Origin of the sequence: Chitinophaga sedimenti (assembly GCF_023156195.1) — a bacterium.
Classification (GTDB): domain Bacteria; phylum Bacteroidota; class Bacteroidia; order Chitinophagales; family Chitinophagaceae; genus Chitinophaga; species Chitinophaga sedimenti.
On the sequence record NZ_JAKUKA010000001.1, the window covers coordinates 658,185 to 669,427 of the forward strand.

The 11,243-nt window shown below is 51.9% G+C and carries 13 protein-coding genes; 7 read left to right on the top strand and 6 right to left on the bottom strand.

Going from position 1 to position 11,243, the window contains the following annotated elements:
- Positions 1-155: 155 nt before the first annotated feature.
- Both MKQ70_RS03875 and MKQ70_RS03880 read left to right on the top strand, forming a co-directional pair.
- The gene (locus tag MKQ70_RS03875; protein ID WP_248068288.1) at positions 156-485 is read left to right on the top strand and encodes a hypothetical protein; all 330 of its coding nucleotides are present in this window, start codon (positions 156-158) and stop codon (positions 483-485) included.
- Between the two features lie 29 nt (positions 486-514).
- Positions 515-703 carry a hypothetical protein gene (locus tag MKQ70_RS03880; RefSeq protein WP_248068289.1) on the top strand — a complete coding sequence of 63 codons (189 nt, stop codon included), beginning with the start codon at positions 515-517 and terminating at the stop codon, positions 701-703.
- Here the strand turns inward: MKQ70_RS03880 and MKQ70_RS03885 are convergent.
- Positions 698-1,159: a GNAT family N-acetyltransferase gene (locus tag MKQ70_RS03885; protein WP_248068291.1), complete on the bottom strand. Its 462-nt coding sequence runs from the start codon at positions 1,157-1,159 to the stop codon at positions 698-700. The two genes, MKQ70_RS03880 and MKQ70_RS03885, sit on opposite strands and share 6 nt — an antisense overlap.
- 135 nt (positions 1,160-1,294) lie before the next feature.
- Here MKQ70_RS03885 and MKQ70_RS03890 point away from each other — a divergent pair, with 135 nt between their 5' ends.
- Positions 1,295-1,894 carry a TetR/AcrR family transcriptional regulator gene (locus MKQ70_RS03890; protein ID WP_248068293.1) on the top strand — a complete coding sequence of 200 codons (600 nt, stop codon included), beginning with the start codon at positions 1,295-1,297 and terminating at the stop codon, positions 1,892-1,894.
- A 13-nt stretch (positions 1,895-1,907) separates the two neighbouring features.
- Positions 1,908-2,687, top strand: a complete 780-nt coding sequence (locus MKQ70_RS03895; protein WP_248068295.1) for an SDR family NAD(P)-dependent oxidoreductase — start codon at positions 1,908-1,910, stop codon at positions 2,685-2,687.
- Positions 2,688-2,706: 19 nt separating this feature from the next.
- Here the strand turns inward: MKQ70_RS03895 and MKQ70_RS03900 are convergent, their stop codons facing one another.
- Positions 2,707-3,087 (bottom strand): VOC family protein, encoded by a 381-nt coding sequence (locus MKQ70_RS03900; RefSeq protein ID WP_248068298.1) that lies wholly within the window; start codon positions 3,085-3,087, stop codon positions 2,707-2,709.
- Between the two features lie 203 nt (positions 3,088-3,290).
- Between MKQ70_RS03900 and MKQ70_RS03905 the strand changes: the two genes are divergently transcribed.
- Both MKQ70_RS03905 and MKQ70_RS03910 read left to right on the top strand, forming a co-directional pair.
- On the top strand, positions 3,291-4,259 hold the full coding sequence (locus tag MKQ70_RS03905) for a hypothetical protein (protein ID WP_248068301.1): 969 nt from the start codon (positions 3,291-3,293) through the stop codon (positions 4,257-4,259).
- A gap of 29 nt (positions 4,260-4,288) precedes the next feature.
- Positions 4,289-4,714, top strand: coding sequence for a TlpA family protein disulfide reductase (locus MKQ70_RS03910; protein ID WP_308199408.1), 426 nt, complete (start codon positions 4,289-4,291; stop codon positions 4,712-4,714).
- Here MKQ70_RS03910 and MKQ70_RS03915 read toward each other — a convergent pair.
- From MKQ70_RS03915 to MKQ70_RS03930, 4 genes are all read right to left on the bottom strand, one after another.
- Positions 4,711-5,550: an SDR family NAD(P)-dependent oxidoreductase gene (locus MKQ70_RS03915; RefSeq protein WP_248068307.1), complete on the bottom strand. Its 840-nt coding sequence runs from the start codon at positions 5,548-5,550 to the stop codon at positions 4,711-4,713. The genes MKQ70_RS03910 and MKQ70_RS03915 overlap by 4 nt on opposite strands.
- Positions 5,550-6,506, bottom strand: coding sequence for a helix-turn-helix domain-containing protein (locus MKQ70_RS03920; RefSeq protein WP_248068310.1), 957 nt, complete (start codon positions 6,504-6,506; stop codon positions 5,550-5,552). The genes MKQ70_RS03915 and MKQ70_RS03920 overlap by 1 nt, the downstream gene beginning before the upstream one ends.
- Positions 6,507-6,873: 367 nt before the next feature.
- On the bottom strand, positions 6,874-8,574 hold the full coding sequence (locus MKQ70_RS03925) for a hypothetical protein (protein WP_248068313.1): 1,701 nt from the start codon (positions 8,572-8,574) through the stop codon (positions 6,874-6,876).
- Between the two features lie 119 nt (positions 8,575-8,693).
- Positions 8,694-10,115 (bottom strand): hypothetical protein, encoded by a 1,422-nt coding sequence (locus tag MKQ70_RS03930; protein WP_248068316.1) that lies wholly within the window; start codon positions 10,113-10,115, stop codon positions 8,694-8,696.
- 107 nt (positions 10,116-10,222) lie between these two features.
- Here MKQ70_RS03930 and MKQ70_RS03935 point away from each other — a divergent pair, with 107 nt between their 5' ends.
- Positions 10,223-11,242: a hypothetical protein gene (locus MKQ70_RS03935; protein ID WP_248068319.1), complete on the top strand. Its 1,020-nt coding sequence runs from the start codon at positions 10,223-10,225 to the stop codon at positions 11,240-11,242.
- Position 11,243 lies beyond the last annotated feature (1 nt).

Below are 11,243 nucleotides of genomic sequence, written 5' to 3' on the forward strand. Positions count from 1 at the left end.
GCGAAGGGTGGTCTTAGGATCCTCTTACCATCCTATTTTGAAAATGCAGTTCACCACCTCAAAAGACCGTGCCCACCAACTAATAGACCCGTCCCCACCAATCGGTAAATTGCCGGGCTGCTGAAAAAGGTAGGTTACAGTCAAATTTTATCAAAATGGCAAGAGTTGGTAATAACCATCCCTTAAAAGGGGCGCATGGTTCAATTGGCAATCAAATGGTGGCGCGAACGAAAGGGAATAATACCTTTTTGTCGATGCATCCCAGGTTCGACAAAGCAGTTCCGGCATCCGAAGCGCAACGGGGTGTGCGTGACAAGTTGGGGGAGGCTACTGGCTGGGCGCAGTGGGTGTTGGCCAACCCGGTTTATAAGCAGGTGTATGAACGGGAGTTGAAGGACTCGCAGCGGGTATTTAATAGCGCCGTATCAGATTATATGTGTGCGCCCGAAATTACGGGAATGAATATCAGCGACCACCGGCAATAGACGCGAAGGATAACTTCAGGGTGGGGTCGGTGGACGTGGAAGTGTTAGGCGCTGATGGAAGTGTTTTGGAGGCGGGTAGCGCCCTGTTAGATACCGTAGACCTGCTTACCTGGCGATACTGTCCCGAATTGGCGGATTGGCAGCATGTTGCGGCCGGTATTCACGTAATCGCGAGCGATTTGCCTGGCAACGTAACAACCCGGGTGTTCCTTTTATAAACGGAATTCCATGACGGCTATGTTTTTGCCGCCTGCCGCAATGCGTTCTGTCACTTCCCATCCCAGCCGGGTATACAAGCTTTCCGCGGTGTGGGTAAACAAATGCAGTACATCAATGCCCGCGGCTTTTGCCTGCAGCTGTAATTCCTGGCACAGTGCAGCGCCCAGTCCGCGGCCGCGCAACGGCGGTTGGGTATACACGAGGGCCAGCCAATACGGGTGCGCCGCGAGATGCGGATAGCGATCGATGATAGGTACATGCCGATGCACCCCACCAGTAGCCACGGGAGCCCCATTCAGCAACTGTACAACATGTATTTCCGGCGCCTCTATGCCACGCAGCTTGTTCAAGGTATGTTCCGGCGCCAGGCCCCATTCTGCCTGGTACCAGCCGGCTACTAATTGTTGCAGGGAGTCGTCTGAAGGGAGCAGGGTTTGATATTGAATCGTTTCCATGAATCTAAAGTACGGCAGCACTGACAAATTATGACCCTGTTCGCGTCAAACATCACATTAATATGTCAGTAAGTGAAAAATAATTGGCAGAAAGTAAGAAACCTTTAATTTTGTATCGATCAATACAAAATATAAATGAGGGGCAGACCTGCAACTTATAATGACAGGGAAGTACTGGAAAAAGCGCAACAGGTATTCTGGAAAAAAGGGTATACCGCCACTTCGATGGATGACCTGCTTACCGCCACCGGTATGGGAAGCGGCAGTTTTTACAATACCTTCAAAGGGGGTAAGAAAGAACTGTTCCGTAAGGCCTTACAGCAACGCCGCGAGGCTTTTGATGAATTTAAAACCCGGCTGAAGGAGAGTGATGCGCCACTGGAACTGATCAGGGATTTCTTTCGCAGTGTGGCGCGGGAGGATAAGAATAAACATATGCAGGGCTGCATCGTGGCCAATACGGTGATGGAAATGGCCGGCCTCGATGAGGAGCTGGAGGCAGAAGCCACCGCTATCCTGAGAGACGTGGAAAAGATGTTTTCAAAAGCCGTTAAAACCGCGCAGGAGCGGGGGCAGATCGCCAATCGTACAGATGCGGTGGTGCTGGGGCGTTATCTTATTACTTTGTGGAACGGGTTAAATGTGACCCGCCGGATGTACCCGGATACAAAGTCCTGCGCAGGCAGATTGATATGCAGCTGGAAGTGCTCGGATAATGAATTATTAAACGATTAATACAAAATAGGAAATGGATTTAAAACTGGCAGGGAAAACGGCCTTTATCAGCGGATCAACACAGGGAATTGGGTATGCGGTGGCGGAGCAGTTGTTGCGCGAAGGGGCTGCGGTGGTAATTAATGGCAGAACGCAGGAGAAGGTAGATGCGGCGGTAAACAGACTACGCACTGTGGGAGCCGCTGTGAGGGGTATAGCGGCAGATTTCAGTGACGCTGCAGCAGTGACGAAGTTGATCGCACAGCTGCCTGCCATCGATATCCTCGTGAACAATGTAGGCATCTTTGACCGGAAGCCCTTTTTTGAACTGGAAGACGCCGACTGGTACCGGTTTTTCGAAGTAAACGTAATGAGCGGCGCACGCCTTAGTAAAGCGCTGTTGCCGAAGATGCTCGAAAGGAAATGGGGCCGCATCCTGTTTATCAGCAGCGAGTCCGGGGTAAACATCCCGGCAAATATGATCCACTACGGGATGAGTAAAACGGCGATGTTATCGATCAGCCGCGGCTTGTCGCAGTTAACGAAGGGGACGGCGGTAACGGTAAATACGATACTTGGCGGCCCCACTTATTCTGATGGGGTTGCGGCCGCGGTTGCGCATGTGGCGGGGATGCAGGGTGTACCGGTGGAACAGATGAAATCACAGCTCATCAACCCGGCCTCGCTGCTGGATCGCTTTATTACACCGGAAGAAATCGCGCATTTTGCGGCTTACTTATGCAGCCCGTTAAGTGTGGCCACCAACGGTGCCGCGCTTCGCGCCGATGGGGGCGTATTGCAGACGATTTTATAGCCGGCGGACCGCTGGCGTGTTATTCACCCAGCGGTTCCCATAATTCAATTTTGTTTCCTTCAGGGTCCATGATGTGCACAAACTTGCCATAGTCATAGGTCTCAATACTGTCCACCACGTTTACCCCCGCCTTCTTCAATTCTGCTACCAGCGCCTCCGGGTTGTCTACCCGGTAATTAATCATGAACTCTTTTTCAGAAGGGGCGAAGTATTTCGTGTTTTCGTCGAACGTGCTCCATTGGGTGGTCGCCTTCTTTGTGCTGTTCTGGTCTGCGTACCATTCAAAGGTAGCGCCGTAGTCATTGGTATTTAAGCCAAGGTTTTGTTGATACCAGTCTTTCATGCCTTTAGGGTCTTTGCACTTAAAAAAGATACCGCCAATGCCCGTTACTTTCTTCATAGTTGATGTATTTTTATTGGTGGAGATGCTCTTAACGACGAAACCACAGCAAAACGATGCTGCGATAATCACTGGGATGAATAAATTCCTTTTCACCATCTTTCTAAATTACATGTTTAAGATCGTTCTTTATAGTTAACTATTTGTTTAGTTGTAACTAATTGTTTAGTTTAGCCGCCGGAGACCCATTAAACCCATTGTAAATGATGAAAAACATTGCCGCGTTCCTGTTAGCACTCTGCCCGTTTGCTACGCTGTTCGCCCAGAATGTGCATATCAGCGGTACTTCCCGCGACAGCCTGCTCAGTTTTATCCGTTTCGAAACCGGCGTGCCCTTGTGGCGTGATTTCAATAAGCAGCCGTATGCTGTGGAGGCGGAACGAAAAGACTCCAACTATCGCGTGGCGCTCACGGTAGAAAAGCCCTTTGGCGCCCGGTTAATGTTGATCGGGATGTCGGCCAGGTTGTTTATTACGCCCGGCGACAATATCCGGTTCACCGTGGAGCGCATCAACAACAAACCTCATTTCCGTTTTACCGGGAAAAATGCTGCCAACTATAATTACGGCGTGGCGTTGTTCAACCGGTTCGGTTACCGCGTAGAGGCGCCCAATTATGGTCGTGGCCAGGCGGTCGACAGCTTCCGGTTAAAGCTGGATTGGTGGTATGATGCGCAGCGGGCGTTCCCGGATTCGTTTCAGCGTCAAACACCGATGACAGCCAATGCCTACCAGTATTTTAAGACAGAACTGGCCTACGCCTACCAGATGGGTTTATGTTACCCGCAGTTCGCCAAAGCGCCGTTGCCGGAAGGTTATTTCGCTAACCAGAAAGCACGGCCGGATTTGCGCCGCCTCGATCATTTGTCCTACAACAGTATCGATGTATTCGGTTTTCATCACGTGCTGGCTAATCCAAAGATCGCGCCGGACAGCCTGGGACAGCTGCGGCAATACGTGCTGACGCAGTTCTCGGGGCCTACCCGTGAAGCAATGTTGTCCATATTAATCGCCGCGTTCGCGAAAAAGCAACAGTCGTGGTACCACGATGAGCTCCTGCAGCTCGCGGCGGAATCGAAGCGATACGTGAAGGATACTACGTATGCCGATTACATCCGCCGGCACATCAACGATTACCAGTTCCGGACAAAGCATTACCCGCCGGGGTACTGACACAAACGCGGCTGCAGCCATACGAGGGGATACAGTCGCTCACGCTGGCGGATTTGCTGGCGCAACACAAGGGTAAAGCTGTATACATTAACTTCTGGGCCAGCTGGTGCGTGGCCTGCCGCGAAGATCACCGGGCCGATTCGGCCGCCAAAGCGTACCTGGCGGACAGGGGCGTGGTGCAGTTGTATTTTTCGTTAGATAAGCCGAAGAGTGAGGCCGCCTGGCGCAAAGCAACGCAGGAAGACAGTATTACCGTCAATCAATACCTGGTGGAAGGTGATCTCTCCTCGCTGATCGTGAAAACATTTGGCATTACGAGCATCCCGCGCCACCTTTTTCTCGATAAGGAACACCACATCCGCAGCATCGATGCGGTGAGGCCTTCGGATTATCACCTTGGGAACCTGAAGATGAGTGTGGAGCCTGTCGTTGGTAAAGTAGTACGTTTTAATTAAGGATAAATGATCCCTGTAGCCTGCCGGGCAAACTCCCAGAGTTGCTGCCCGGCAGCTTCGTTTTTAACCGCATCGGTGATTTCCGCCGGGGCGGGATAGCCCTTCAGTTCCATATCCCCATCGGGGCCGAAATAGTCGCCGCCCTTCACGCCCGGGGCTGTTGCCGCATACAATGCAGGCAACGCGCCCTGCGATGCAGGCATCAGTTCTCCGAACTGTTGCAATGCCGCGTTATACGTTTCCGCATCCATGTGCCGGGAGAGGGCCGTGGCCGTTACGCCCGGATGTGCGCCTGCGGATAGGAGATAGGGCGATGCCAGCCGGTGTAACTGCATCATAAAAAGCATATCAGCGTATTTACTAATGGCATACTCACGGTAGGCATTATACGAAATTTCAGCACGCAGGTTGTTGTAGTCGATGCCCCCGGCCTGTTTGTAGGCACCGCTGCTCATCGTCACCACCCGCGCACCTTCGAGCTGGGGGTAGAGGTGCCCCGTCAATGCATAGTGGCCCAGGAAGTTGACGCCGAATTGTAGTTCATACCCGTCTTCCGTCAGGCTTTGCGGAGGTGTCATTACGCCGGCGTTATTAATAAGGATATCTATTTTTTGATCGATAGTGGCCGCGAAATCAGCTATCTGCCGCAGGCTGGCGAGGTCCAGTATGCGGGTTTCCAGACGGTCGGCGCCAATGCTGTTGGCGGCAGCGCGGAGGGCTTCGGCATTTCTGCCGGCCATGATCACATGTGCGCCGCCGGCGTGAAGTGCGCGGGCTATTTCAAGGCCAATGCCACTGTTGGCGCCCGTGACGAGGGCGGTTTTAGGTTTGTTCATCAGGCAAAGTTCGGCCTTATGATAGCGCCATGGCTACGCGAAACAAACCGGAAAGTACAGGAATCAATCTTTTTCGTGGCGCGGGTGGCTTTGGGCACGGCGCCGGTCTGGTGTTTAAACCAGGCCGAAAAGTGGTTCGGTTCTTCAAACCCCAGGCTCCAGGCAATGTCGGCGATCGTCCAGTGGGTGTTTTTCAGGAGCAGGGCCGCTTCACCCGCCAGGCGGCTGTTGATCAGCTGGGAGGTAGTGTGGCCTGTGCATTGTTTTAATGCTTTGTTCAGGTGATTCACATGCACATTTAAGTGTTTGGCGAAATCGCCCGGCGTGGTATGCATCACTTGTTGTCCCATTTGCGAAATCGGGAATTGCCGCTCCAGTAGCTCGGTGAAGAGCAATGTGATGCGTTCGTGCGAGTTGGAATGATGATCATTTTCATGCGCGGGCGGCAATAATTGTTGCGCTTCATGTATCACCTGCATCAGCAGTGCGCGGAGCAAATCGAATTTATAATGATAGCCGCCTTTTAGTACAGTATCCATACGTTCGAACAGTGCCGGGAACTGTTTGTATTGCTTGCCGTTCAGCAATAATACTGCGTTTGCGGGCGACTGGTAAACCGGGTACTGCGGCGCCTGCGGCAGGTAGTCCGGGTTAAAGACGGCCACATAACCGGTGTGTGCGTCGTCCACCCGCTCCCATTGGTAAGGCAACAGGGGACTTGTAAACACCGGGGCGTGTTTCGGGATTGTTATGTGATGATGTGCATACCGTATCATGCTGTGCCCTTGTACAAGGCTGGCCTTGTAATATGCAAGTTTGCCATACCCGCGCGCCTGGCCTGTTTGCAGCAAGTTTTCCACCCTTATCAAATTGAAATGACCGGCTGTTTGCTGCAACGTGGGTACGTCGCCGGTTACTCGTTGATAGAACGTATTCAGGTCTATAAATGCAGTCATGTAGCAAAAATGCGAAAATCAAATGTATTCCCGGGACCCGGGACACACTTTTTTTTCCGTTTTGCGTAAACGACATGGCTACACGCCGCACTATCTTTGCGCCGGAAGTATAATTTGATTGCCAGCATCTGGAAACGAATGATTATCATTACCTCGCATCGGATTATGTAAAGTTCGAGTTGCCGGTAACCTGGTCTGCAAGACTGCAGGAAGACGGCAAACAGTTGTTGTTCGTGCGGGCGTATGGGAGGTATGTGAAAACGGGTAGCTTTGATTTCAGCAACAGGTATGCTGTTGGGGGAAGTATAGGCGTAAACTTTTAAAAACAAAAAAGCCCGGCAGTGATGATGATGCCGGGCTTTTACTTTTAGTTCTTTATAAATCGCTGTGATACAAAGTTCTTATCGAAGTTCGCGTAGGTCTTAAAACCGGTAACCGGGTAGTCGAGCCTGTCGCGGGTCAGTTCATCGTACGCCGGGTGCCAGAAGCCGGATTCATACAGGCGGTATTCGTTTTCGTTGGTTCGCCTGATAAACCAGCTTACGCCATATTTTTTAGTGCTGTTGGGAACGGTGTAAGTGCCCGTGCCGTCGGCTTTAAGTTCAAGTGTATATACGGAGGTCGGGTTGTTGGGATCATACCCGTAGACAGTCCAGTTACCTACACAGGCCGCTCTGTAGAAAGATGAAGAATCGACGATCGGGATAACCCTCGCATTGGTGACATCCTTCTCGTACGTAAAGCCTTCTTTACTGGCCCTGATATGGTAAGAGAAGGTTTCTGTTTTCCCTGATAATGATTTGAAAGTAACATTTTCGCCGGTCCGTCCTTCCAGTTGTACATTGGGATTGGAGATGCCGGTGATAGTGTAATCCGCTGTATTTATTGGTTTGTATTCGATGGTGCCGCCGATGCGCGGGAACGTGCCAAATACCTGTACGAGGCGGTCCCAATAAAGATCCAGTTGATAATATACTTTAAAGAAACGCTGTGTAGAAGGCATCAGGTCCCTGTCATTGCTGGTCAGCGAATGGAAGGCCGATCTCAGGCGCAGGTTGGTGCTGATGCCGGTTTCGAATTCTGTCCAGATGGTACTGAATAATGCTTTGGAAAATATCCAGTTAATGTTCCGGAATGCCGCAAAGTCGCGGCGGAACTTTGTCACGGCCGGTTTTACCTCAGTGATGAGCAGGTATCCCGCTGTGCCAAAGGCAATCGTGCTGGCTGCCGCTGACAGCCCGAAAGATGCGGGCGCCAGGTACGCGCTCATGGCGCCAAGTGCCAGGAATTCGAGCGCATCCTCAGATGCCTTCACCAGTTCTTCCGCGGAGGCGGCGAGGTTGTCGGCCGTGCAGCCATAGTAGCTTTTGAAATCTGTGCGCGGACAATCGGATTGGCGCATGGTGATGCTGCCGTTAAGGTTATTGAAGATGTTCGCATTCACCCGCTGAAAGGAGGCCCTGTTGGCCTCGTATATCAATGCTGCCTGGCGTTTCTGGTCGGCATTGAGGCTGTTGTACAGTTTCAATACTTCCGATTTAAACGCGCGGACCTCGTTCACTTCCTCAACTTCGTCGGGCGTAGCGGCGGGCAGCGCTTCAATCTGTGCATCTACTCTTTTCATCAGGTCGTCTACCACCGCCGTGGTGTTCTCCACCTTCGTTACCGCTACCGTAAAGGTGAGTCTGCCCATAGGGCAGTCCAGCGTATGTTTGCCGGCCGGCAGTTCGGGCACCAGGAATGCATAACTGCTGTCGCCTGAGCGCCTTATCTGAACGGTGACGCCGCCAAAGGTACCTTGCGTTTCACGGTATTGTTCCGATAACTCTTTGGAGTAAAAGGTAGCCACCTGGAAAGTGGCGACACTGGTCGTTGGTGCGCTGATGGTGCCGGGTGTATCAGGCGTTTCGGGCGTTGCGTCCTGTTTTTCTTGGAGCAGCCGGACGCCATTAGTACAAAACCTAAGATGGCGGTCAATAATACCTGGGTAAGGGCGGTACGAGGGTAAATTTTCATGGTACGGTGTATTCGTTGGCGTAAAACTAATGCGCCTTACGGTAACGAACATACTCAAATCACGGTATTTTATCGCCGGCAGCAGCATAACTTATAGCCGAGCCCGGCTTCTACTATTTCTTTACAAAAAGGTGGAAGCCGTGTTAAACTTTAACACGGCTTCCCTGGCGTTTAATTAACCCGCTTTACGCGGAACTCGCCCGACACCCGGTGTTCTTTAGGGGTTTGACAGGCCTGTTCCGCGGCCGGGGTATCTTCATAAATAGTACCGAAGAAAGACCCTCTCAGGTCGCCGTTACCATCGCCCGGCGAATCCAGGATGGTGTACTGGAGCAGGGAGCAGGAGGGTGTTGTCCAGCAGGCATCGTTTTTATAATTGCGCTGGTCGTAGTAATTGGTAAAAGGTTTGGTGGCGGGCGTGAAGGCCGCTTCTTCCACGCTGGAAGGGTCGGCGTTCCGGCATTTCAGTTGCCGGAAACCTTTACTTACATCCCGGATACTGAGGATAAAGCCGTTCGTCATGTTCGCATTCGTGTAATAGCCCGCTGCAATGGCGGTTTCGCCGTACAGGCCCCGGCCGCAGTTCACCATTTGCAGATCGTTTGGATCTGGCGGTACGGAGCCGTTAATGCCCCATTGGTAGTAGATGTACGTTTCACCGTCGACCTTCACCAGCAGGTAATAGTCCGATTCCACGATGGTGATGTTGGTGGTCAGCAGGTAATTTGCGCTGCCACCTAGTTTGTAAGTAGTTTCCAGTTGGGCGGTTACGGCTACAGTAGCGGGGGTGGGACGTTTACCCGGCGCCGTATATTTAGCTTTGGAGCCACTGCCCGTCAGCTTGCCGTTACTGTTGCTTACCGGGGCGGCCGTGCCATTCAGCGACCAGCTTTTTACGTTGAAGTTGGTAAACGTTTCTGTGGCGGCGAGCAGACCTTTTTCTATGGCCAGCGGGATTACATCGCCGGAAATCTTTTGCAACGGCATTATCTCTTCGGGGTCTTCTTCCCGCAGGAAGCCGGTTACTTCCAATCCCAGCGACTGATTTACTTTTAACGTGGTGGCGGCGGGTTGTATCGATAAATCAATAAAGCGGCCCACTGCCCAGTCGGAAAAGTGATTGGTTTTGCCCGCAACGGTATTGTTATTCTTGTTCACTTCGCTTTTCGTCAGCGCGCTCCGGGAGCCGTCGGCGTTCTGCGTGGTGATCCACAGGAAATCGGGGTTCGTAGTGCCTGCATCATAGCGGAACGTCAGGGTAACCGGCTGTGCGAACGTAGTGCCTTCGGGGGTGAGGCGGTAGCCTTGTCCGAGTCCCAGCGGGGCATTGTTGGAAATGGGCTGTATGCCTACCGTGGTAGCTTGTGTTAGCGCACCGGCAGGTACGGTGATCGACAGGTGCCCATCTGCGGAAACGGCCGTTCCGCCCGCGGGACCAATAACAGTGTTACTGACGGTACCGGCTACGTCGCCTTTGGCAGTGACTACCAGTTCCGCATTGTTAAGGTCGGGTTTGGCCGCGCCGCCGTCTTTGGAGCAGGAAGACAGTGCCAGTAAGGCGATCAGACTAAAAAGAACACATATCTTTTTCATCAGTAATAGTAATTTTTGATAGCGCTAAAGTAGTACGGCTGCTGCCGGTATAAAATCCTTAAAAAGGAGGATATTTTGACAGGATAAGCGGGTTTAGCTTTGTGTTGATGAAACATCAACTAATCACTGTCGTATTGCTTTTTATAAGCGTGTTCGCTGCCGCCCAGGATCCCAATCCGGGTATGCGCGAACTGAAGGAGAGCCCCATCGGCTGGGACAAAATCATGGCGCCCAAAGGGAATTACCCGGGCAGGCAGCCGCTGCTGGACACGTTCAGTAATTGGATCAAACTTACTTATACGACGCCGGTTGGCGGATTGCCGCAGGAGGAGCGGGTATCGTTGCCGCAGGGGAGCAAACCGGTTTATCTTCCGAAAGGATGGGCGATGCATATGAACTTCTGGGTACCCTGCTATGATAAAACCGGCAGGGGACTTACGCGTGCGCAGCCGGCCTCAGCGGATTTTATCAGTATACAGGCGAATAATTTTTACGGGAGAGAAGAGGCGAATGGCTTTTGTACCCCGGCTTACTACTACTTTACCATGTATTATACCCCCGATGGCGAGACGGTGGAAAAAGGCGTAAAAGAAAAGCTGGCGGCCACCGTAAACGAAGTGAAACAAGCTACAGGCCAGCGCTTTGTATATGTTACCAACCAGTATATAAATATATTGCTGTCGCCGGAGCACCGCTTTCCTATCGTGCCGGTTACACAGGGTGAGCTATTGCAGGTCGCGGAAGAGGTGATTAATAAGTGGGAGAGCCCTGCCGATGTGCGCAAAGAACAGCTGGAAGCCTTGCAAATATACCGGCATAAATATGCGGGCAGTCAGCATGCCCCTGCTTTACTGCGCATGGCGCAGCTAACCGTGTATTCATTTGATAAGGATTTCGAATTATTTGTTCCGGGCGGATATCCGTTATACAAAATAGCTCCGGCAGCATATGACGCGGCGAAGGCTGGCAAAACGGCTTTCGTAAGCATCAGTTTTCCTTATATCCATCGCGGTAGATCGGGGAAGGAAATTTACAAGGTGATGTTGCACCATTTTAACTACGATTATGTGTACGACTACTTCTTTTCGCCCGCGAAAGTTAAAGGGAAAAGATATCAGCCTAAATAGT

What these genes read in the sequence shown, in the direction of transcription:
- MKQ70_RS03905 (WP_248068301.1), top strand. Translation starts at nt 3,291, where the DNA reads ATGATGAAAAACATTGCCGCGTTCCTGTTAGCACTCTGCCCGTTTGCT.
- MKQ70_RS03900 (WP_248068298.1), bottom strand. Translation starts at nt 3,087, where the DNA reads ATGAAGAAAGTAACGGGCATTGGCGGTATCTTTTTTAAGTGCAAAGAC.
- MKQ70_RS03890 (WP_248068293.1), top strand. Translation starts at nt 1,295, where the DNA reads ATGAGGGGCAGACCTGCAACTTATAATGACAGGGAAGTACTGGAAAAA.
- MKQ70_RS03920 (WP_248068310.1), bottom strand. Translation starts at nt 6,506, where the DNA reads ATGACTGCATTTATAGACCTGAATACGTTCTATCAACGAGTAACCGGC.
- MKQ70_RS03885 (WP_248068291.1), bottom strand. Translation starts at nt 1,159, where the DNA reads ATGGAAACGATTCAATATCAAACCCTGCTCCCTTCAGACGACTCCCTG.
- MKQ70_RS03925 (WP_248068313.1), bottom strand. Translation starts at nt 8,574, where the DNA reads ATGTTCGTTACCGTAAGGCGCATTAGTTTTACGCCAACGAATACACCG.
- MKQ70_RS03875 (WP_248068288.1), top strand. Translation starts at nt 156, where the DNA reads ATGGCAAGAGTTGGTAATAACCATCCCTTAAAAGGGGCGCATGGTTCA.
- MKQ70_RS03935 (WP_248068319.1), top strand. Translation starts at nt 10,223, where the DNA reads ATGAAACATCAACTAATCACTGTCGTATTGCTTTTTATAAGCGTGTTC.
- MKQ70_RS03895 (WP_248068295.1), top strand. Translation starts at nt 1,908, where the DNA reads ATGGATTTAAAACTGGCAGGGAAAACGGCCTTTATCAGCGGATCAACA.
- MKQ70_RS03930 (WP_248068316.1), bottom strand. Translation starts at nt 10,115, where the DNA reads ATGAAAAAGATATGTGTTCTTTTTAGTCTGATCGCCTTACTGGCACTG.
- MKQ70_RS03915 (WP_248068307.1), bottom strand. Translation starts at nt 5,550, where the DNA reads ATGAACAAACCTAAAACCGCCCTCGTCACGGGCGCCAACAGTGGCATT.